The organism is Phenylobacterium sp. (assembly GCF_030697305.1).
In the GTDB taxonomy this organism is placed as follows: domain Bacteria; phylum Pseudomonadota; class Alphaproteobacteria; order Caulobacterales; family Caulobacteraceae; genus Phenylobacterium.
In genome coordinates, this window is sequence record NZ_JAUYQL010000018.1 from 1 (window position 1) to 20,716 (window position 20,716).

Sequence of the window (20,716 nt, forward strand, 5' to 3'; positions counted from 1 at the left end):
CCGCCAGCGCCGGCGCCACCTTGCAGACGATCTGGTTCAGCGGCCAGTTCCACGGCGTGATGAAGCCGCATACGCCGATCGGCTCCTTGACGATCATCGTCGCGCCGCGGTCTTCCTCGAACTCGAAGTCCTTCAGGATGCCGATGGCGGTGGTCAGATGGCCCAGCCCGATCGGCACCTGCGCACGTTGCGCCAGCGACGCGGGCGCGCCCATCTCCTCGGTCACCGCGTCGGCCAGGTCACCGAAGCGCTTCTGATATTCGTCGACGATGCGCTGCAGCACTTCCAGACGCTCCTCGCGGCTGGTCTGCGACCAAGCGGGAAACGCCTTGCGGGCCGCCGTCACCGCGGCGTCCACGTCGGCGGCCGAGCCCAGCGCGATGCGCCCGCAGACCTGCTCGGTGGCCGGGTTCTCGACATCCAGCGTCTTCAGCGTCACGGGCTCAACCCAGCGGCCGTCGATCAGGAACTTCAGGTATTCGCGCATCGTGCTTCTCCGTCATCGGGGCGGCGCCCGCCGCGGCGCGCATCATAGTCGTGCACAGAGCGCGCGAAAGCCCCCGCTGCACGCGCGTGCGCGACTTGCGGCGGCAGGGCGAGGCCGCTAAAGCCCAGATGGCAACAAGGAGCCTTACCCATGGTCGCTATCGGCATCGTCGTCGCCTTCCTCGTGGTGATCGGCGCGCTCAACGTCTACGAATTCGGTCGGCTGGACTGACCTGACCCAGGAGCGTCCCCTTGGCTGACTCCGAGCGCGGCGCGGCGCTGGTCACCGGGGGCGCGCGCCGTATCGGGCGCACTCTGGCGGCCGCCTGCGCCGACGCGGGCTTCGACGTCGCCATCCATTGCCGCAGCGTCGACGACGACGCCCAGGCCGCCGCCGCCGAGGTGCGCGCCCGCGGTCGCCGCTCCGCGATCCTCACCTGCGACCTGCGCCAGGAAGCCGGCAGCGTCGCCCTGATCGGAGACGCTGAGAGCGAACTCGGCCCCGTCACTCTGCTGGTCAACAACGCCAGCGTCTTCGAGGATGACGCCTTCTCCAGCATGAACCGCGCGTCGTGGGACCTGCACATGGAGACCAACCTGCGCGCGCCGCTGGTGCTGGCTCAGGTGTTCGCCCGGCGCCTGCCCGCCGCGCGCACCGGCCAGGTGGTCAACATCCTCGACCAGCGGGTCTGGGATCCGGCGCCGGAATTCTTCAGCTACACGCTTTCCAAGACCGCCCTGTGGGAGGCCACGCGCATGCTGGCCAAGGCTTTGGCGCCCAGGGTCCGGGTCAACGCCATCGGCCCTGGTCCGACGCTGGCCTCGATCCATCAGGATGCGGCGGCCTTCGCGGCCGAGGCTGCGGCGACCCCGCTGCGCCGTGCCGTGGCCACGGCCGAGATCGCCCAGGCGTTGCGCTATCTGATTGACGCTACGTCAGTGACTGGCCAGATGATCGCCGTAGATGCTGGCCAGCACCTCGCCGCGCGCACCTGAAAGGTCGCCCAAGTGTCCTCACAAACGCGCCCAGACATCGACACCGTCGCCGCCTCGAGCCTGCGCGTGGTGATGACCAAGATCTTCGTCACCGGGATCAAGATCGAGGCGGAGATCGGCGTTCATCGCCATGAGCGCGGACGCTCGCAGCCGCTGATCGTCGACGTCGAGCTGGATGCGCCCACCGCCGGGGCCGAGCGACTGGCCGATACGGTGAACTACGAGATGGTGGTCAAGGCCGCCCGCGCCGTCGCCGCCGAGGGCCACATCCTGCTGGTCGAAGCCTTCGCCGAACGGCTGGCCCGCGCCTGCCTCGCCGATCCGCGCGTGACCCGTGCGCGCGTGCGGGTCGAAAAGCCTCTCGCTCTGGCGCCCGACGCTGCGGCCGCCGGCGTCGAGATCACGCTGGTCCGGGGCTGACCTGGTCGGCCCTGCAGCAACATACTGAACTTGCTAAGCGAACTACCCGGTAGGGGCGCTGCTGGCCGGACCCGGTATGACCGCCTCGAAACGCTCGATTTGCACCGCGCGCAAGGGTCCCCACATTAGGGGCTGAGCCATAGAGGATGCCATGAGCGAACCCGTCCACATCGAGCCCCTGCCCGCGCCGACCACATTCGGTCGCCTGCTGCCGGCCAGCGCCTATGCGCTGTATTTCATCGGTCTGGCGAACGGCGTGACCATCCTGTTGGGCCTGATCCTGGCCTATGTGAACCGCGACAAAGCCGACGCCGCGACCCGCAGCCACTACGACTTCCTGATCGGCACCTTCTGGCTGGGCATAGCCTGGGCGGTGATCGGCTCGATGCTGGTGATCGTCGGCCTGCCGCTCTCGCTGGTTTTGATCGGCCTGCCGGTGGTGGCGCTGGGATGGATCATCCTGTCGCTGCTGGGCGTCTGGTTCATCGCCCGCCTGGTGATCGGCTCGATCTACCTTGCCCGCGGCGAAGCCTACCCGCGCCCCAAGGCGTGGCTGATCTAGCGGGCCCGGCTTCCTTCACCCGCTCATCCCGACGAAAGTCGGGACCCAAGCGGGCCGTCCGCGCGCAAACCGCAATTCAGCTTGGGCCCCGGCTTTCGCCGGGGTGAGCGGCAATTGGGGCGGCGCCGAGGTCCTTCCCCCACAACGGGAGACGGACAAATGCGCGCCAGGAGCCCGCGCTCAGTCCGTCTGGTCGTCGATCTCGGCGTCTGGTGTGTTCTTCTGGATCGAGGCGATGGCGTTCTTCGCCGAGGCCTTCGACGAATAGCCTTCGGTGGCGAACATCAGCTCGCCGTTGCTGGCCTTGAAGCGGACGCGGAATTCGCCCGCCTTGTCTTTGACGATCTCGAACTTGTAGGCCATCGACGGCTCCTTCCGGCTCGGACAACAGGCCGGAAGGGTCCACCCTCCCGGCCCACTGTCAAGCCGTGCGAAGCGTCAGGCGGCGACCGTGGTCTGCCTGCGCACCATGCGCGCGTACTCGTCCATCAGCGACAGCGAGATCTGCCCCGGCGTGAACCGGTGTTCGCCGATGGAAGCGACCGGCGTCACTTCGGCGGCGGTGCCGACGATGAAGCATTCCGAGAAGCTGGGCAGCTCGTCCGGATGGATGTGCCGCTCGACGATCTCGATCCCGCGGCTCTTGGCCAGACGGATCACCGACTGGCGGGTGATGCCGTTCAGGAAGCAGTCGGGGGTGGGCGTGTGCAGGGCGCCGTCACGCACGAAGAACACGTTGGCGCCGGTCGACTCGGCGATGTAGCCGCGCCAGTCCAGCATCATCGCGTCCGCATAGCCGTCACGCTCTGCGGCATGCTTGGACACCGTGCAGATCATGTAAAGGCCGGTGGCCTTGGCGTGCACCGGTTCGGTCTCGGGTGAAGGCCGTTTGTACTTGGCCCAGGCCAGGCGGACGCCCCGGGCCTTTTCCTCGGGATCGAAATAGCTGGGCCACGGCCACACGGCGATCGCCACGTGGATCTTGGTGTCCTGGGCGGAGACCGCCATCATTTCGGTGCCGCGCCAGGCGATCGGGCGGACGTAGCAGTCGTCGAGGCCGTTCTTGGCGCAGGTCTGCTTGCAGGCCTCGTCGATCTCGGCCACCGTGTACGGGATTTCGAAGTCGAGCATTTCCGCCGACTTGAACAGACGCTCGGTATGCGCCGTCAGCTCGTAGATCTCTCCACCGTACATCCGCTCGCCTTCGAACACGGCCGACGCATAGTGCAGGCCGTGGGTCAGTACGTGCACCTTCGCCTCGCGCCAGGGCGTAAACTGGCCATCGAACCAGATCCATCCGTCGCGATCATCGAAGGGAACGATACTCATCGGGCTTTCGCCTCCTTTCAGGGCAATTCCCTTACAGACCGCAAGAGACGCCGCGTCAAACATTTTGGACTGGGCCTATGAGCGCAGGGGCCGATCCGAGACTGATCCTGAGGGAGGACGAACTCGACGCAGGGGTCGAGCTGATGATGCTGGCGGAGAGCGCCTTGTGGGCCGGCGTTGACGCCGTGCTGGAGACTGATTCCTCAGGCTTGGGTCGTTCGCACTGGCGCGCCGCCTTCCTGTTGCGCCGCCGCCCGGGCCTGGGCGTGCAGGAACTCGCCCACCTCACCAGCCTGTCGAAACAGGCCGCCAGTCGCATCCTCGTCGACCTCGCGGCTCACGGCTTCGTCGAGAAGGCCGCCGGCGAACTGGACGGCCGGCGACGCAGCGCGACCCTCACGGCGGCCGGCGCCGCATTCGAAGGGCGGGTCAGCGAACGGCTGCGCGCGCAGCTCGCCCGCGCCTATCGGTCCGGCGGGCTGGACGGGGTGACCGCCGCGCGCCGCATCCTGGCCGCGCTCGCAGGCGCGCGCACCCGCAGCGCCGACCCCGAGAGGATCGCCTGATGTCGATGGCCGAACCCGCCCAAGGCGCCCGCCACCTGCTGGTGGTCGACGACGACGACCGCATCCGCGAATTGCTGAAGGAATATCTCACCCGTGCGGGCTTCAAGGTCACCGCCGCGCCTGGCGGCCCCCAGGCGCGCCGCCTGATGGAGACCCTCGAGTTCGACCTGGCCGTGCTCGACGTGATGATGCCCGGCGAGGACGGCTATTCCCTGACCCGCTGGGTGCGCGAGCGCGGCGGGCGCTCCGGCGGCACGCCAGTGCTGATGCTCACCGCCCGCGGCCTGGCGGAAGACCGTATCGAGGGCCTGCGGGTCGGCGCCGACGACTATCTGGCCAAGCCCTTCGAGCCGGAGGAACTGCTGCTGCGCATCGAGGCGATCCTGCGCCGCGCCCAGGGCCGCGCGCGCCCGGCCGGGACGCTGGCGCTGGGTCGCTGCAGCTTCGACCCCGACCGTGGGGAGCTGGTCTGCGACGGCTCGGCCGTGCGTATCACCGAGTCCGAGGTCGACCTGCTGCGCCGCCTCGCCCGCACCCCGCATCAGGCGGTCGAACGCGGCGACCTGGCGCATGACGCCGTCGACGCGTCCGGCCGCGCCGTCGACGTCCAGGTCACTCGCCTGCGCCGCAAGATCGAGGACGACCCGAAGGCGCCGCGTTACCTGCAGACGGTGCGCGGCGTCGGTTATCTACTGGCCCCCGACTGATGCGCCCGCGCCTCGCCTGGATCTACTTCACGCGCTGGATCAAGCGCCGGGTGCTGCCGAGCTCGCTGTTCGGCCGTTCGCTGCTGATCATCGTGCTGCCGGTGGCGCTGATGCAGATCGCCGTCACCTATGTGTTCTTCGACGCCCACTGGCAGACCGTCACCAGCCGTCTCTCCCAAGGCCTGGCCGGCGATATCGCCTGGGCGGTGGAGAGCTACCGGGACGACCCAGGGCCCGCGGCTTTCGCCAAGCTGTCCAGCCGCGCCGAGGAATCCATGGGCCTGTCGGTCGCGCTGCAGCCGGGGCGCAGCCTGCCCACCAACCGGCGGTCCTCGCTGTTCGCGCCTATCGACCGCTCGATCCAGAAGGCCTTGTCGGACCGGCTGGACGATCCCTTCTGGTTCGACACCACCCGCTATCCGGCCTACGTCGACATCCGCGTGAAAGTCGAAGGCGGGGTGCTGCGCATCCTCGCGCCCCGCGACCGCGCCTTCGCCACCAACGGCCACATCTTCGTCTTGTGGATGACCCTGGCGACCGTGCTGCTGACCGCCGTCGCCATCGCTTTCATCCGCAACCAGGTGCGCGCCATCGAGCGGCTGGCGGTGGCCGCCGACGCGTTCGGCAGGGGAGCCGACGCCGAGACCTTCAAACCGTCCGGCGCGCGCGAGGTGCGCCAGGCCGCCGCCGCCTTCCTGGCCATGCGCTCGCGAATCCAGCGCTACATCGAACAACGCACCGCCCTGCTGGCCTCGGTCAGCCACGACCTGCGCACGCCGCTCACCCGCCTGAAGCTGGAGCTCGCGCTGGCCGAGCCTTCCAAGCGCACCGCCGGCATGAAGCGCGACCTGGCCGAGATGGAACACATGATCGACGAGTACCTCGCCTTCGCACGCGGCGAGGGCGGCGAGGCGGTCGAGGTCGTCGCCTTGCGCGGCATGATGGAGGAAGTTGGCGAGGGGGCGGCCCGCGTCGGCGCCCAGGTCAGCATCGCCGCCGATCCCGCGCTCACCGCCAGCGTGAGGCCGCTGGCGCTGAAGCGGGCGCTGGCCAATCTGGTGATGAACGCCGCCTTGCACGGAGACCGCGTGGAGGTCTCCGCCCATGCCCGACCCCAGGGCGGCGTGGAAATCCTGGTCGACGACGACGGCCCCGGCATCCCCGAAGCGCAGCGCGAGGACGCCTTCAAGGCGTTCAATCGGCTGGACGATGCGCGCAATCAGAATGAAAAGGGCGTGGGCCTGGGCCTCGCCATCGCCCGCGACGTCGCCCGCGGCCATGGCGGCGACATCACCCTCGACCGATCCCCGTTGGGCGGCCTGCGCGCCGTGGTGCGGCTGCCGGGCTGAATGCCGCAGCAGCCTCGCTCTGGAAAAACCTTCAGCAATTTCTTGTATTTATGACCAATTCACGCAGTCTTGACGCACTGCACCCGCGTCTGTAGGTTCCGCGCGACTGAAAGCCCCGCTGCGGCGGTCACGTCGTGGTCGAAGAGGCCTCCCGACGCATGCCGACGCCGGACGAATCGAGAGACGAGGCCCTCAAGCGCCTCGACAAGCGATTGGGCGCGTTCGAGACCGGACGCGAGCGCAAGGCGAGCTTCACGGCTCAACGTGCGATGGGCCAGGGTTACCGCTTCCTCGCCGAAGTGGTGGGCGGGGTGTTCGGCGGCGCGGGCTTCGGCTGGCTATTCGATCATTTCGCCGGGACGACGCCGCTGGGCCTGGTGGCGGGACTGCTGCTGGGCACTGGATTTTCCATCTACGTGGCCGTCCAGGGCGCCGCGCGATGGTCGAAGACCGAGTCGGACAAGGCCGGGCCGTTGCCCAGCGTGCCCGACGATGACGACAACGATTGAGGCCGAACAACATGGCGCAGCCCGCCATCGACCCGATGCACCAATTCATGATCCACAAGCTCGTGGACATTCCGCCCGTCAACATCGGCGGGATGGCGCTGGACCTGTCGATCACCAATTCGGTGGCGACGATGATGACCGGCGCGCTGATCGTGATGGGCTTCCTGCTGCTCACCGCGCGCGGCCAGCTGGTGCCCAACCGCGCCCAGGCCGTGGCCGAGTCGCTGTACGGCGTCATCGACAACGTGCTGGTCGGCCCGATCATCGGACCCAAGGGCCGGCCCTACATTCCCTTCATCTTCAGCCTGTTCATGCTGATCATGACCTTCAACCTGATGGGCGTGATCCTGTCGGTCGGCAGCCTCGCCGGGTTCAACTGGACCTTCACCGTCACCGCGCAACTCGCCGTCACCGCGACACTGGCGCTGCTCACCTTCCTGTCCTGCCTGATCCTCGGCTTCGTGAAGAACGGCCCGGGCTTCGTGAAGCTGTTCGTGCCGTCAGGCATGCCGCTGCCGCTGCTGATCTTCATGGTGCCGATCGAGATGGTCTCGTACTTCGCACGGCCGCTGACGCTGGCCATGCGGTTGTTCGGCAACATGCTGGGCGGTCACGTGGTGATGAGCATCTTCGGCAGCTTCGTCGTGGCGCTCGGCATCGTCGGCCTGTCGGGGGGCATCGCCACCCTGGGCTTCGTCGGCTCGGCCCTGTCGCTGGGCATGATCGTCGCCCTCACCGGCCTGGAGCTGATCGTCGCCTTCCTTCAGGCGTTCGTGTTCGCCGCTCTGGCCACCGTCTACATCAACGAAGTCGTCAACTTCGGCCACGGCCACTGACGCCTTCATTCACCCCTGCACATTGCATCTCTAAAGAGGACTGAAATCATGGAAGTTGAAGCCGCCAAGTACATCGGCGCCGGCCTGGCTACGATGGGCATGATCGGCGCGGGCGCCGGTCTCGGCATCCTCTTCGGCAACTATCTGCAAGCCGCCATCCGCAACCCCGCGGCCGCCGCCAGCCAGCAGCCGATGCTGTTCCTCGGCATGGCGCTGACCGAGTCGATGGGCATCTTCGCCCTCGTGGTCGCGCTGCTGCTGCGCTTCGTCTAGGGCGCGTAAGAAGCCAAGCCGATGGCGACCGAAACCCACGAGGGCGCGGGCGCGCCGGGCCACGAAGGCGGCTCCGGCGGCCTTCCCCAGTTCGACCCGACCTGGTGGCCGGGACAGATCGTATGGCTGCTGATCATCTTCCTGGTGGTCCTGGCGTTCATGCGGCTGTTCGCGGTCCCGCGGCTTGGCGGCACCATCGCCCAGCGTGAGGACCGGATCAGCGGCGACGTGGCCGAGGCCCGCCGCCTGAAGTCCGAAGCCGAGACTCAAGCCCAGGAGGCCGCGACGCAGCGGGCCCAGGGCCGGGCCCAGGCTCAGAAGGTCGCCCAGGAGGCGCGCGCCCAGGCTCAGGCCGAAGTCGCCGCTGTCCTGGCCGCCGAGGAAGCCAAACTCGCCGAGACCACGGGGTCGGCCGAGGCCGGCATCGCGCTCGCGCGCGAGCAGGCGATGGTCAATGTGCGCGGCATCGCCACGGAGACTGCCGAGGCGATCATCGAGAAGCTGACCGGCCGCGCGGCGACCTCCGCCGAGATGGCCGCCGCCGACGCGGCGAGAGGGTAGGATGATCCAGGAACTGCTGACCGACTCCCACTTCTGGGTGGGCGTCGCCTTCGTGATCTTCCTAGGCGTGCTGGCGCGCGCCGGCGTCCACAAGCTGGCGTGGAACGCTTTGGGCGAGAGCGGCCGCAAGGTCCAGGCGCAGCTCGACGAAGCCGCCGCCCTGCGCACCGAGGCTCAGGCCCTGCTCGACCAGATCAAGACCCAGCGCGAAGAGGCCGGCCGTCAGGCCGAAGCAACCCTCATCGCCGCCAAGGAAGAAGCCGAGCGCCTCAAGGCGGAGGCCCAGGTGAAGCTCGCCGAGCAGATCCAGCGTCGCGGCCAGCTCGCCGAACGCCGCATAGCCACCGCCGAAGCTCAGGCCCAAGCTGACGTGAAGGCCGCCGCCGCCGAACTGGCGGCCGAGATCGCCGAGACGGTGCTGACGCGGCGCCTGGCCGAGGCCAAGACCGACCCGCTGGTGGACAGCGCGCTGGGCCAGCTCGGCGGACGCGCGTTCCCCTCACACTGAGGGCGCCCGCGCCGCACGCCGGCGCGTCTGAGGGAAATCCTAGGCTTGTTCCGCCCGGCGTAGTCGCCGGCGGCGGAAATAGCGCCGGCTGCGGACCACGAAACGCAAGCGACGGGGCAGAACCAGCCGCTCGATCCGCAGCGTCTGTTGCCAGGCCACAGGCAACACCTCCGGCTCGCGCCGCAGCAGCCGCCGAATCGGGAACACCATCTTCGGGTGGGCCCGCTGGAAGCGCACGAAGTGCCTGCGCGCCTTGAATGAATTGCGCAGAACCAGCATCAGGCCAACGACGATCACCGGCAGGCCGCCAGGACCCGGCAGCGGCGCGATGGCGACGCCGGCCATGATCACGAGCACGCCCAACAGGACCAGCAACGGGCGCAGAACACGGGCGACAAGCTCGCGAGCGACGTCATCGGAGGCATAGTTGCGCGCGCGCGGCATGGTGAGGGTTAGGGACACGGAAGGAACCTGATCTACGCGTCCGCGCCTCTGAGGGGGAGGTCAGGTCGCAACCGCGTGATGCTGATATGAGACCGGACCTGTGAATCGTAAAGACAACCGCGGGTTAATTTGTGCAGTTTGTCCTCTATTCGATCACCTGAGGCGCCGGCGCCACAGCTGTGGGCTCTGGGTGCCACGCCAGTCGTGGCTTGCGCGCGGCCAGGGTCTCGTCGAGCCTGCGCAGCGGAGCCAGGAACGGCGCCCCCTTGAAGCGATCCACATCGCCCGCCTTCGCCGCCTGAGCCAGCGCCAGCAGCGCTTCGCAGAACCGGTCGAGTTCGGCGCGTGACTCCGTCTCGGTCGGCTCGATCAGCATCGCGCCGTGCACCACCAGCGGGAAATACATGGTCATCGGGTGGAAGCCCTCGTCGATCATCGCCTTGGCGAAGTCGAGCGTGGTGATCCCCGTCCCCTCCAGCCAGGTGTCGTCGAACAGCGCCTCGTGCATGCAGGGCCCAACCGGGAACGCCGGCGTCATCGCGCCCTGCAGCCTGGCCTTGACGTAGTTGGCGTTCAGCACCGCGTCCTCGGCCACCTGGCGCAGGCCGTCGGCCCCGTGACTCAGCATGTAGGCGTAGGCCCGCACGAACATGCCCATCTGGCCATGGAACGCGCTCATCCGGCCAAAGGCGTCAGCCGCCTCGCCTCTCGCTTCCTCCTCAAGGCGCAGGCCCTCCGGCCCGTGCACGATCCAGGGGGCGGGCGCAAAGCGCGCCAGCGCCTCGGACAGCACCACCGGCCCGGCGCCCGGCCCACCGCCGCCGTGCGGCGTGGAGAAGGTCTTGTGCAGGTTGATATGCATGGCGTCGACGCCCAGGTCCCCCGGCCGCACCCGCCCTACAATCGCGTTGAAGTTGGCGCCGTCGCAGTAGAAATACGCCCCCGCCTCATGGGTCAGCCGGGCGATCTCGACGATGTCGCGCTCGAACAGGCCACAAGTGTTCGGGTTGGTCACCATGATCGCGGCCACGTCGGGGCCCAGCTTGGCGGCAAGGTCGGCAAGGTCGACGCGGCCATCCTCGGTCTGGCCGATCTCGGTGACCTGATAGCCGACAAAGGCCGCCGTCGCCGGGTTGGTGCCGTGCGCCGACGTGGGCGTCAGCACCCGCCTGCGGGCTGCGTCGCCGCGCGATTCGTGCGCCGCGCGGATCGCAAGCAGGCCGCAGAGCTCTCCGTGCGCGCCGGCCTTCGGGGACAGCGCCACCGCCGGCATGCCGGTCAGTGTCTTCAGCCAGTGGGCCAGCCGATCCATCAGCGCCAGTGCGCCCTGCACTGTCGACTGGGGTTGCAGCGGATGCAGATCAGCGAAACCGGCCAGCCTCGCCATCTTCTCGTTCAGGCGCGGATTGTGCTTCATGGTGCACGAGCCGAGCGGATAGAGCGCCAGGTCGATGGCGTGGTTCTTCTGGCTCAGCCGCACGTAGTGGCGCACGGCCTCCGGCTCCGACAGCCCCGCCAGCCCGATCGGCGCCGTGCGCACCAGATCTCCCAGGTCGGACGCGTCCAGCTCGGCGGGTTCCAGGTCCACGCCGGTCCGGTCGGGGCGGCCCACCTCGAACAGCAGGCCCTCGTCCTGCAGCAATCCACGCCCGCCGTTCAGCGAGGTGTGCGTATCCATCTCGACGGCCTCGGGCCGGGTCGGGCGTCCGACGTTGAGCATGGTCATGCCGCGATCCTCCGCTTCAGCGCGCCGGCCAGTTCGGCGATGTCTTCACTGGTGACCGTCTCGGTGACGGCGATCAGCAGCACGTCGTCCAGACCCGCCGTCGGGTCCAAACGCGCGAACGGCACGCCGGCGACGATCCCGTCCGCCAGCAACGACTCGACCAACACCTCGGCCGGCACAGGGGTGCGCACAGCCAGTTCGTTGAAGAACCGCGGGCTCAGCACCTCGACCCCCGGCACGGTCTCCAGCGCCGCCTTCAGTTCGCGCGCCAGGCTGTGGTTGATCTCGGCCAAGCCCCGCAGGCCCGCCTCGCCCAGCAGCGACATGTGGATCGAGAACGCCAGGGCGCAGAGGCCGGAGTTGGTGCAGATGTTCGACGTCGCCTTTTCGCGGCGGATGTGCTGCTCGCGCGTCGACAGCGTCAGCACGAAGCCGCGCCGCCCGTCGGCGTCCACCGTCTCGCCGCACAGCCGGCCCGGCATCTGCCGTACCAGAGCCTCGCGCGCCGCGAACAGGCCGACGTAGGGGCCGCCGAAATTCAGGCCCACCCCGATCGACTGGCCCTCGGCGACAGCGATATCCGCCCCCATCTCGCCCGGCGACTTCAGCAGGCCGAACGACACCGCCTCTGTCGTCACCACCACCAGCAGCGCGCCGGCCGCATGCGCGGCTTCGCCGATGGCGGTGACGTCGGTGGCGACCCCGAACACGTTGGGCGTCTGCACCACCACGCAGGCGGTGTCCGGACCGATCGCCGCGATCACGGCGGCCTCCGCGTCGATCGCCGCCGGCAGGCAGTTGATGTCCATGCCTTCGGCGTGGGCGATGGTCCGCGTGGTCGCCGCATAATGCGGATGCAGGCCGCCCGAAAGCACTGCGCCTTTTCGACGGGTCACCCGCTGGGCCATCATCACCGCTTCGGCGCAGGCCGTGGAGCCGTCGTACATCGAGGCGTTGGCGACCTGCAGGCCGGTGAGCACAGCCACCTGGGTCTGGAACTCGAACAGCACCTGTAGCGTGCCTTGGGCGATCTCCGGCTGGTACGGCGTATAGCTGGTCAGGAATTCAGAACGCTGGATCAGGTGGTCGACAGTGGCCGGCACGTGATGGCGATAGGCGCCGGCCCCGCAGAAGAACGGGCCTGCGCCGCCCGGGCGGTTCCGCGCCGCGAGCCGCGCCAGCTCCCGCTCGACCTCGATCTCGCCGGCGTGCAGCGGCAGATCGAACAGGTCAACGTGGCGGGCGGCCTGCGGCACGTCGGCGAACAGCTCGTCGATCGAGGCCGCACCGATCACGGCCAGCATCTCCGACCGGTCGGCGGGCGTCAGCGGCAGGTAGCGCATCTCAGAGCGTCCCCAGGTAGTCTTCGTAAGCCGCGCGATCCATCAGCGCCTCGAAGGCGGCGACATCGGCGATCTTCAGTTTGGCGAACCAGCCCTCGCCCTCCGGCGAGGCGTTGACCACGTCGGGCTGGCCGGTGAGTGCGGTGTTGGCTTCGGTCACCTCGCCGGCCAGCGGCGAGTAGACGTCGGACGCCGCCTTGACGCTCTCGACCACCGCCAGTCCGTCGCCGGGCGTGAGCTTGCGGCCGACCTCCGGCACCTCGACGAACACCACGTCGCCCAGTTGCTCGGCGGCGTAGGCGGTGATGCCGATGGTGGCGACGTCGCCGTCCAGGACGACCCACTCGTGATCCTTGGTGAAACGCATGGGGCAGATCTCCTTCAGACGGCGCGCACGTAGCGATGGGGGACGAAGGGCAGTTCCGTGACCTCGCAGGCCTGCGGCTTGCCCCTGACGATGACGTGCAAGGCGGTTCCGGGTTGCGACAGGGCGGGCGGAACGAAGCCCATGGCGATCGGTCGCCCGAGGCTCGGGCTGAAGCCGCCGGAGGTCACACGTCCGACGATAAGGCCGTCTGCGCCGGCGATCTCCGCGCCCTCGCGGGCCGGCGCGCCCACCACGCTCAGGCCGACACGGACGCGGGCCGGTCCCTCGGCCAGCTCGCGCGCGATCCGCACAGCACCACGCATCGCGCCCGCCTTCACCCGCTTGCGCGACACCGCGAAGCCGAGGTTCGCCTCGATCGGCGAGACGCTTTCGTCCAGGTCGTGGCCATACAGCGGCAGGCCCGCCTCGAGCCGGAGCGAATCGCGCGCACCTAGCCCGATCGGCCGCACGCGCGGGTCGGACAGCAGGATCTCCCAGAGCTGTTGGGTCGGGAAAGCCGCGCTGAGGATCTCGAAGCCGTCCTCGCCGGTGTAGCCCGAGCGCGACACCCAGGCCTCCTGATCGCCGGCCTCGATGCGGGCCAGGCTCATGAACGACATCGAAGCCGCCTGGGGGATCAGGCTGCCCACCACGGCCGCCGCCTCGGGTCCCTGCAGCGCCAGAAGGCCGCCGGTGTCGGCGCGGGTCAGAGTCGCTTGCCCCTGCACGGCGGCGGCGATTCGGGCGAAGTCGGCCTCCTTGGTTCCCGCATTGACTACCAGGTGCAGCACACCCTGCAGGCCCGCCTCGCGGGGCCGCCCGACCATCAGGTCATCGAGTACGCCGCCGTCCTCGCCCAGCAGCAGGGTGTAGCGGAGCCGGCCGGGCGCGAGGCCACGGATATCGCCGCTGATCAACGGCTCCAGCAGAGCGGCGATCGCCGCATGGTCAGCGTCAGGATCGCCGGTCGTCCTGCTCAATCGCAGGAACGCCGGCCCCATGTGCGAGACGTCGAACAGGCCAGCGTGCTCGCGGGTCCACAGGTGCTCCTTCAGCACCCTATCGGGATACTGGACCGGCATGGCGTAGCCGCCGAACTCCACCATCCGCGCGCCCAGCGCTTCGTGGGCCGCGGTCAACGGCGTGGATTTCAGATCGAGAAGGCTGGTCGGCGGCAAGGACGGACTCCGGCTGATGATTCCGACGCCCACGGGATCGCCCGCGCGCGCCTTGCCCCCGCTGTCCTTGAGCCTGAGAGATTTCAGGTCGGCCCTTGGTCTAAAGGCCGGCCCCCTGCTCCTTCGGCGAGCCGCACGTCGACGGCTGCTTTCCAGCGTTCATCAGCCCTGCGCGGTCCTTTTGCCTGAGCGTTTCCGGGGCGGTTGCGCCTTCGGCTCCGGAGGTGGTCCCCGGTATCTCCCGCGAGAGTCGAGGAGGAACCTCACGGATCGCCCCGGCGGAGTCAACGCGCCACGAGGGCACGCAGGGCGAAATGCAGCAGGCGCCTGCAAATCAGCCCTCGAGCCGCGGCGATCCCACCCGCCAGGAGGCCCAGGCGCCCACGACCGCCAGCGGCACGACGGCGGCGAAGATCCAGGGAGACGCCGCCAGCGCGCTCTCGGCGCTCAGTCCGTGGCGCATGCCCATCATGTTGGCGACAGCGCCTGCCAGTCCAGCGCCGGCGGCGTTGCCCAGCAGCCTCGCCGAAGGCACGCCCGCCGACGCCAGAGCCCGGTCGTCAGCCGGCGCGGCGGCGATGATCCTGCGATTGATGAAGGCGTATGAGATCCCGAACCCCGAGCCCATGAGCATCGCCGCGGCGGCGATCGCGGCCACCGGTCCGTGGGGCACCACCCACACGAACAGGGCGACAGCCGCCAGGATCATCAGCCCGCCGGCGCGGATCGCCGGCCCGTGCCAACGGTCGCGAAGTCCTGCAACGCCGAGACCTACGATGCTCCACGACAGCGAACCCAGCGCGGTCAGATATCCCGCCGCCAGCGGCCCCAGACCGTGCACCGCCTGAAGCGTGGCGGGGGCGTAGATGTAGAAGGCGATGGAACAGGCGCACTGGGCGACGAAGGCCAGATAGCCCGCCCCGACCGGGTGGCGGATATCTGAAGCGCTGCGCGGGAACAGGCCGCCAACCGCGGTGCGGCCCAAGCGGATCGCGACGATCAGCAGGCCCAGGCCCAGCGCGATCATCGCAAAGGTGGCCGCGACGCCGCCGGTCATGTCGGCCACGCCAATGCAGACCACGCCGCCGGCGATCAGCGCGAGCTGACCCCAGGCCAGGGGGCGCCGCTCCGGCCGGGGCGCGTCGTTCTTCAGCAGGAGTGCGGCGATCAGGATGAACACCAGCGCCTGGCCGCCGAACGACCAGAACGCGCCGCGCCAGAAACCCGCCTCCGCGAACAGGCCGCCCACCATCGGCCCGAGCAAGGTGGCGACACCCCATACCGTGGTCAGCGCTCCGAAAACCCGGGCCAGCAGCCTTGCCGGGAACAGCGAACCGATCGCCGCGTAGCAGAAACCCATCAGCCAGCCAGCGCCCAATCCCTGCACCAGCCGGCCCGCCAGGAAGGCGAACATGTCCGGGGAGGCCGCGCTGAGCGCGCAGCCGACCGCATAGACGCCGCCCGCGCCGCACATGGCGAGGCGCAGGCCAAGTCGCGTGGCGAGCTGGCCCGCCGTGGCTCCGGCGAGCAACGCGCCCATGACGTAGCCGGCGGTCGCCCAGCTGAAATAGGCGAACCCGCCCAGGTCGCGGCCCACCGAGGGCATCACGGTGACAGCCACCAGGGTGTCGGCGGCGTTCAGCCACACGCCCAGCAGGATCAGCGCGAAACGCGGCGCCAGCGACCCGGTGAGCACCTCGCGCCAACTGCCTGCTTCGTCCCGCGCCGATTCGCTCATTTCCAAGCTGTAGCCGAGCCGCCATCGGTTTGTCGCGCGGGCCCTAGCGCTCAGTCTTCGTCAGCCGCCACGCGCCCCAGACACCGACCAACGCGAACGGCAGGGCGCTGGCGAACACCCACACCGCCGAGGCCTCGGCGCCAGCACGGGTGAGGCCCGCTTCGCCGCCAAGAAGGTTGACCAGCGCGCCGGCCAGCACCGCTCCGGCCGCATTGCCGATCAGCCGCACGGTCGGAATGCCGGCGGACGCCACTTCGCGTTCCTCCGGCGGCGCGGCGCCCAGCACCTTCTGGCTCATGAAGGCGTAGGAGAGGCCTTGCGCGACCCCCAGCAGCACAGCGCCCGCCGCGCACGCGACAAGGTCGCCATAGCGCATGGCCCAAGCGAGCCAGGCGACGGCCACAGCCACCAGCGCGCCGCCCCAGCGGATCAGCATCCCGTGATGCTTCTCGTCCAGGTTCGAGACCACCAGCGCCGCCGCCGTCCAGCCGATCGCCTCCAGTCCGATCATGTAGCCGGCGCTGAGCGCGCCCAGGCCGTGCAGCGATTGCAGGAACGCGGGGCCGTAGACACTGAAGCCGATCGAGGCCGCTGCCTGCACGAAGAAGGCGAAGTAGCCCGCGCCCACCACCGTGCGCAGGTCCGAAGCGCTGCGGGGAAACAGGCTCGCCGGCGCATGCGCGCCCAGCATCAGCGCCCAGGCGAGCAGGCCCAGCCCGGCGACGACCAGGACGCACTGCGCCCACACCAAACCGACGACATCGGCCGCGCCGATCGCGCAGACGCCGGCCACCACCAGCGCCAGTTGCGGCACGGCGATCGGCGGAGCCTCGTTGCGCGCGCCCTCCCGGCGCAGCAGCCAGAGCGCAGCGCCGACGAACAGCACGGACTGCGCCGCGAACGCCCAGAAGGCGCCGCGCCAGAACCCCGCGTCGGCGAAGGCGCCGCCGATCAGCGGGCCCAGCAAGGTCGCCACGCCCCACACCCCCGACGTCGCGGCGAACACCCGCGCAAGATGGCGGGCCGGAAACAGCGCCCCGATCGCGGCGTAGCAAAAGCCCGCGATCCAGCCCGCGCCGATCCCCTGCACCAACCGCCCGCCCAGGAACCAGGCGATATCCGGCCCAATGGCGCTGGCCACGCAGCCCAGGCCGTAGGTCAGGCCGGCCAGGGTCATGCCGGCCTTCAACCCGATGCGCGCCGACAGCCGCCCGGCCGTCGCGCCGGCGACGATCGCGCCGACCATGTAGCCCGCGGTCGCCCAGCTGAAGAATTCGTAGCCGCCCAGCGCCTTGCCGACCGACGGCATGATCGTGGTGCTCATCAGGGCGTCGGCGGCGTTCAACCAGACGCCGGCGATGATCAGCGCGAATCGCGCCGCCAGCGGCCCGACCAACAGGTCGCGCCAACTCCCAGCCTCCCCCGGTGTGGTTTCGCCCACGCTCATGGGCAAGGTCTAGCCGAGCCTGCCCGTGCTTGTCGAAGCCTTGCGGCTACATCCGCTCCGGCGCGGAGAATCCCAGCAGGTCCAGCGCCTGTTCCAGTTGCCGCAGCATCGCCTGAGCCAGCGCCAACCTGGAGGCGCGCACGTCGGGCTCCGCGCCCATGATCGGGCAGGCGGCGTAGAAGCGCGAGAACGACTGGGCCAGCCGGTAGGCGTGCTCGGCCACGTGGTTCGGCGCCTTCTTGTCGTAGGCTTCGGCCACGGCGGCGTCGAAGGCGTCGAGGGTCAGGGCCAGCTCGCGTTCGGCCGGCTCGATGATGCGGATCGGCCCTGCGGCGACGCCCTCATCGGCCGCCCGGCGCAGCAGCGATTTCACCCGCACCGCCTGGTACAGCAGGTAAGGCCCGGTCTTGCCCTCGAAGCTGGTGAACCTGTCCAGGTCGAACACGTAGGAGGTGCCGCGGAAGTTCTGCAGGTCGGCGAACTTCAGCGCCGCGACGGCCACCTTGTGCGCGGTGTCCTCGAACGCCGCGGCGTCCAGTTCCGCGCCCAGACCAGCCTCATGCAACCGCTCGCGGGCCTTGGTCCTGGCCATTTCGATCAGGTCGTTGAGCTTCAGCACCCCGCCCTCGCGGGTCTTGAAGGGCTTCCCGTCGGCGCCGTTCATGGTGCCGAAGCCCACGTGCTCCAGCCCGCCCTCCTCGGCGAACCCGGCCATCACCGCGGCGCGGAACACCACCTCGAAGTGGTCGGCCTGGCGCTGGTCGACGCAATAGATCGCAAGGGCGGGATCGAAGCTGGTCTTCCGATCGAGGATCGTCGCCAGGTCGGTGGTGCCGTACATCGCCGAGCCCTCGGACGAGACCACCAGCAGCGGCGGCAGCTCGCGCTTGTCGCCTTCGCGCACCACCCGGATGATCCGCGCGCCCTGGTCGTCCACCAGCAGGCCCTTGGAGGCCAGGTCGTCGACCATCGGGTCGATCAGGTCCTCGACATCGCTCTCGCCCTTCCACAGGTCGAAGTCGACGCCGAGCGCGTGGAAGTCGCGCTCCAGCGCCACGCGGGTCACGTCATGGAAGTGCAGCCACAGCCGATGATAGCCAGGCGTGCGGGCCTGCAGCGCAGCGGTCAGGCGCCGCGCCCGTTCCCGGTACTCGATATCTTCTTTCGCGCGCCCCGCGGCGGCTGGGTAGAGCCGGTCGAGGTCGGCCAGATCCACTGCGCCCATGGCCGCGCGAACCGCCTCGTCGTCCACCGACTGGCCGGCGTTCAGCGCCTCGACCACCGCGGCGATCTGCGGCTGCTCGTCGGTGACCGCGCCGATCAGCAGCCCCATCTGGAAGCCCCAGTCGCCGAAGTGGGCGTCGCCGACCACGTTGTCGCCGCGGAACCGATAGATGCGCTTGATCGACTCCCCGATGATCGACGAACGCAGGTGGCCGACGTGCATCGGCTTGGCGACGTTCGGGCCGCCGTAGTCGACGATCACCCGCCGCACCGCCTCGACCGCTGAGGCGCCGGCCAGCGGCTCCGTGGCGATCTGCTGAGCGCGGGCCGACAGCGCGTCGTCGCTGACCTTCAGGTTGATGAACCCGGGTCCCGCGACCTCCACGGCCGCGATCCGCGCGTCACCTGCCAGCCGCTCGGCCACCTGGGTCGCCAGCTCTCGCGGATTGCGCCGCGCGGCCTTGGCCGCAGCCAGGGCGCCGTTCGACTGGAAGTCTGCGAGGTCAGGGCGGTCGGAGGCGGTGACGCGGCCGAGCTCTGGCGGCAGGCCTGCGTCGGCGAAGGCCTGGGCGACGACCTCCGAGAGGCCCCGTTTTAGATCGCTCATTGGCGCGCGGCGGCGTCCCCGGCGGCGGCTACCGCGCCGACGTTCACGCGGAAGCGCTTTCCCTCCCGGTTGAACGCCGCCATCTGCGGCGTCACGTCGAAGCCGATCAGCACTTCGAAGTTGGCCCCGCTGGTGGTCATGGCCGCACGCGGGATGATGATGTGGTTGATCTTGTCCGTGATGTAGACCCGGTCCTGGCCTTCCGGGAACGTCACCGGCAGGTCGAAGAACTGTTTGGTGATCACCGACTGGTTGCGCTGCGTCACCGCCACCCAGTAGCGGTAGGACTTCGTCCGGCCCTCGGCTTGCGGACCCTTGCCGAGCTCGAACAGCACCTGCATGGCCACGTCGATCGGCTCGGCGTCCTTGTACGAACACGTCGCCGAGATGCCCTGCACCTCGCCGGTGTAGCCGACGTTGGCCGAGGCCTCGCGGCCTTCCTTGAATTCGGTGTAGCGGGCGGCGTCGTACAGCACCTTCACGAACGGGCAAGGTCCGGCGTTGCGCAGTTGCGGCAGCGGCGCCTGGACGTCGCTCCACTCTTCCTTCTGCTTGCGCTTCTTGGCCGCGGCTTCTTCCTGTCGTTGGTCGTCGCCGCGGTCGCGTCCCTGGGCGAGCGCCAGATGCGGGACCGAAGTCGCCGCGACGGCCAGGGCGATGGCGGGAATCAGGAAGCGGCGCATGGGAGGCGTCCAGAGCTGGGGGAGCGGCGCACGACGCATGCGCGCCCACGGTTCGAGGCGTCTAGTAAAGCCAATCGATTGAGGCTGCAACGCGGCTGGCGGCGAAGCCCTTCGCCGACTAGTTTGCGCCGATGATCCCGTCCGCGCCGCCCCGTCGCCCCCTCAAGATCAGACTGGCCAGTCCGCGCGGATTCTGCGCCGGCGTCGACCGGGCGATCCAGATCGTCGAACGCGCCATCGAGAAGTACGGCGCGCCCGTCTACGTCCGCCACGAGATCGTCCACAATCGTCACGTGGTCGAGCGGTTGCGCGCGCTGGGCGCGGTGTTCGTCGAGGAGCTGGACGAATGCCCGCTCGACCGGCCGGTGGTGTTCTCCGCCCACGGCGTGCCCAAGTCGGTGCCGGCGCAGGCCCGCGACCGCAAGATGCTGTTCCTCGACGCCACCTGCCCTCTGGTCTCCAAGGTGCATGTGGAGGCCCAACGCCATCACGAGACGGGCCGCGAGATCCTGCTGATCGGCCACGCCGGCCACCCGGAGGTGGTGGGCACCATGGGCCAGCTCCCGGACGGCGCGGTGCAGCTCATCGAATCGGTCGCCGATGCGGCCGCCTACACGCCCCGCGACCCGGCCAATGTGGCCTTCGTCACCCAGACCACGCTTTCGGTCGACGACACCGCCGAGATCGTCGAGACCCTGCGCCGCCGCTTTCCGCAGATCGCCGCGCCCCACAAGGAAGACATCTGCTACGCCACCACCAACCGCCAGGAAGCGGTGAAGCGGGTGGCGCCGCATGTCGATGCGATGATCGTCGTCGGTGCGCCGGAATCGTCGAACTCCGTTCGCCTCGTCGAAGTG

At 69.3% G+C, this 20,716-nt stretch carries 24 protein-coding genes and 1 riboswitch; of the genes, 12 read left to right on the forward strand and 12 right to left on the reverse strand.

The features are described 5' to 3' along the window. Positions 1 to 487 (reverse strand): aldehyde dehydrogenase family protein (locus Q8R27_RS01830; protein WP_305697407.1); only part of this gene is annotated, 487 nt, incomplete at its 3' end. Between the two features lie 251 nt (positions 488 to 738). Here Q8R27_RS01830 and Q8R27_RS01835 point away from each other — a divergent pair. The 3 genes from Q8R27_RS01835 to Q8R27_RS01845 all read left to right on the forward strand — a co-directional run bounded on the left by Q8R27_RS01835 (position 739) and on the right by Q8R27_RS01845 (position 2,464). After that, positions 739 to 1,482 (forward strand): SDR family oxidoreductase, encoded by a 744-nt coding sequence (locus tag Q8R27_RS01835; protein WP_305697408.1) that lies wholly within the window; start codon positions 739 to 741, stop codon positions 1,480 to 1,482. Between the two features lie 72 nt (positions 1,483 to 1,554). Next, a complete protein-coding gene (folB, locus tag Q8R27_RS01840) occupies positions 1,555 to 1,902 on the forward strand; it encodes a dihydroneopterin aldolase (protein ID WP_305697425.1) in 348 nt (115 codons plus the stop codon). A 151-nt stretch (positions 1,903 to 2,053) separates the two neighbouring features. Then, complete coding sequence (locus tag Q8R27_RS01845) at positions 2,054 to 2,464, forward strand: hypothetical protein (RefSeq protein WP_305697409.1); 411 nt, start codon at positions 2,054 to 2,056, stop codon at positions 2,462 to 2,464. Between the two features lie 180 nt (positions 2,465 to 2,644). On the opposite strand, the gene Q8R27_RS01850 is transcribed toward Q8R27_RS01845, so the two are convergent. Both Q8R27_RS01850 and Q8R27_RS01855 read right to left on the reverse strand, forming a co-directional pair. Further along, on the reverse strand, positions 2,645 to 2,827 hold the full coding sequence (locus Q8R27_RS01850; protein WP_305596512.1) for a YegP family protein: 183 nt from the start codon (positions 2,825 to 2,827) through the stop codon (positions 2,645 to 2,647). Between the two features lie 75 nt (positions 2,828 to 2,902). After that, positions 2,903 to 3,793: a branched-chain amino acid aminotransferase gene (locus tag Q8R27_RS01855; protein WP_305697410.1), complete on the reverse strand. Its 891-nt coding sequence runs from the start codon at positions 3,791 to 3,793 to the stop codon at positions 2,903 to 2,905. Positions 3,794 to 3,870: 77 nt separating this feature from the next. Between Q8R27_RS01855 and Q8R27_RS01860 the strand changes: the two genes are divergently transcribed. From Q8R27_RS01860 to Q8R27_RS01895, 8 genes are all read left to right on the forward strand, one after another. After that, positions 3,871 to 4,359 carry a MarR family winged helix-turn-helix transcriptional regulator gene (locus Q8R27_RS01860; protein WP_305697411.1) on the forward strand — a complete coding sequence of 163 codons (489 nt, stop codon included), beginning with the start codon at positions 3,871 to 3,873 and terminating at the stop codon, positions 4,357 to 4,359. A 5-nt stretch (positions 4,360 to 4,364) separates the two neighbouring features. Further along, the gene (locus tag Q8R27_RS01865; RefSeq protein WP_371134633.1) at positions 4,365 to 5,066 is read left to right on the forward strand and encodes a response regulator; all 702 of its coding nucleotides are present in this window, start codon (positions 4,365 to 4,367) and stop codon (positions 5,064 to 5,066) included. Continuing rightward, positions 5,066 to 6,415, forward strand: coding sequence for an ATP-binding protein (locus tag Q8R27_RS01870; protein ID WP_305697413.1), 1,350 nt, complete (start codon positions 5,066 to 5,068; stop codon positions 6,413 to 6,415). Before Q8R27_RS01865 ends, Q8R27_RS01870 begins: the two co-directional genes overlap by 1 nt. 158 nt (positions 6,416 to 6,573) lie before the next feature. Then, entirely contained in the window at positions 6,574 to 6,924 is a 351-nt protein-coding gene (locus Q8R27_RS01875; RefSeq protein WP_305697414.1) for an AtpZ/AtpI family protein, read from the forward strand. Positions 6,925 to 6,935: 11 nt separating this feature from the next. Then, entirely contained in the window at positions 6,936 to 7,760 is an 825-nt protein-coding gene (locus Q8R27_RS01880; protein WP_305594907.1) for a F0F1 ATP synthase subunit A, read from the forward strand. Between the two features lie 48 nt (positions 7,761 to 7,808). After that, positions 7,809 to 8,033 carry a F0F1 ATP synthase subunit C gene (locus Q8R27_RS01885; protein WP_305594906.1) on the forward strand — a complete coding sequence of 75 codons (225 nt, stop codon included), beginning with the start codon at positions 7,809 to 7,811 and terminating at the stop codon, positions 8,031 to 8,033. A 21-nt stretch (positions 8,034 to 8,054) separates the two neighbouring features. Then, positions 8,055 to 8,594: a hypothetical protein gene (locus tag Q8R27_RS01890; protein ID WP_305697415.1), complete on the forward strand. Its 540-nt coding sequence runs from the start codon at positions 8,055 to 8,057 to the stop codon at positions 8,592 to 8,594. A 1-nt stretch (position 8,595) separates the two neighbouring features. After that, the gene (locus Q8R27_RS01895; protein WP_305594904.1) at positions 8,596 to 9,102 is read left to right on the forward strand and encodes an ATP F0F1 synthase subunit B; all 507 of its coding nucleotides are present in this window, start codon (positions 8,596 to 8,598) and stop codon (positions 9,100 to 9,102) included. 39 nt (positions 9,103 to 9,141) lie between these two features. Here Q8R27_RS01895 and Q8R27_RS01900 read toward each other — a convergent pair whose 3' ends face one another. From Q8R27_RS01900 to Q8R27_RS01940, 9 genes are all read right to left on the reverse strand, one after another. Then, positions 9,142 to 9,564: a PGPGW domain-containing protein gene (locus Q8R27_RS01900; RefSeq protein WP_305594903.1), complete on the reverse strand. Its 423-nt coding sequence runs from the start codon at positions 9,562 to 9,564 to the stop codon at positions 9,142 to 9,144. Positions 9,565 to 9,691: 127 nt separating this feature from the next. Then, positions 9,692 to 11,272 (reverse strand): aminomethyl-transferring glycine dehydrogenase subunit GcvPB, encoded by a 1,581-nt coding sequence (gcvPB, locus tag Q8R27_RS01905; protein WP_305697416.1) that lies wholly within the window; start codon positions 11,270 to 11,272, stop codon positions 9,692 to 9,694. After that, positions 11,269 to 12,615: an aminomethyl-transferring glycine dehydrogenase subunit GcvPA gene (gene gcvPA / locus Q8R27_RS01910; RefSeq protein ID WP_305697417.1), complete on the reverse strand. Its 1,347-nt coding sequence runs from the start codon at positions 12,613 to 12,615 to the stop codon at positions 11,269 to 11,271. Before gcvPA ends, gcvPB begins: the two co-directional genes overlap by 4 nt. A 1-nt stretch (position 12,616) precedes the next feature. Then, positions 12,617 to 12,982 (reverse strand): glycine cleavage system protein GcvH, encoded by a 366-nt coding sequence (gcvH, locus tag Q8R27_RS01915; protein ID WP_305697418.1) that lies wholly within the window; start codon positions 12,980 to 12,982, stop codon positions 12,617 to 12,619. Positions 12,983 to 12,996: 14 nt separating this feature from the next. After that, a complete protein-coding gene (gcvT, locus tag Q8R27_RS01920) occupies positions 12,997 to 14,160 on the reverse strand; it encodes a glycine cleavage system aminomethyltransferase GcvT (RefSeq protein ID WP_305697419.1) in 1,164 nt (387 codons plus the stop codon). Positions 14,161 to 14,323: 163 nt separating this feature from the next. After that, positions 14,324 to 14,414: riboswitch (glycine riboswitch) on the reverse strand. Between the two features lie 80 nt (positions 14,415 to 14,494). Further along, entirely contained in the window at positions 14,495 to 15,898 is a 1,404-nt protein-coding gene (locus Q8R27_RS01925) for an MFS transporter (RefSeq protein ID WP_305697420.1), read from the reverse strand. A 43-nt stretch (positions 15,899 to 15,941) separates the two neighbouring features. Then, positions 15,942 to 17,345, reverse strand: a complete 1,404-nt coding sequence (locus tag Q8R27_RS01930) for an MFS transporter (protein ID WP_305697421.1) — start codon at positions 17,343 to 17,345, stop codon at positions 15,942 to 15,944. 46 nt (positions 17,346 to 17,391) lie between these two features. Further along, positions 17,392 to 19,176: an arginine--tRNA ligase gene (argS, locus tag Q8R27_RS01935; protein ID WP_305697422.1), complete on the reverse strand. Its 1,785-nt coding sequence runs from the start codon at positions 19,174 to 19,176 to the stop codon at positions 17,392 to 17,394. Next, positions 19,173 to 19,859, reverse strand: coding sequence for a Tat pathway signal sequence domain protein (locus tag Q8R27_RS01940; RefSeq protein WP_305697423.1), 687 nt, complete (start codon positions 19,857 to 19,859; stop codon positions 19,173 to 19,175). The genes argS and Q8R27_RS01940 overlap by 4 nt, the downstream gene beginning before the upstream one ends. 131 nt (positions 19,860 to 19,990) lie before the next feature. Between Q8R27_RS01940 and ispH the strand changes: the two genes are divergently transcribed. Next, a partial coding sequence (ispH, locus tag Q8R27_RS01945; RefSeq protein WP_305697424.1) for a 4-hydroxy-3-methylbut-2-enyl diphosphate reductase occupies positions 19,991 to 20,716 on the forward strand: 726 nt, incomplete at its 3' end.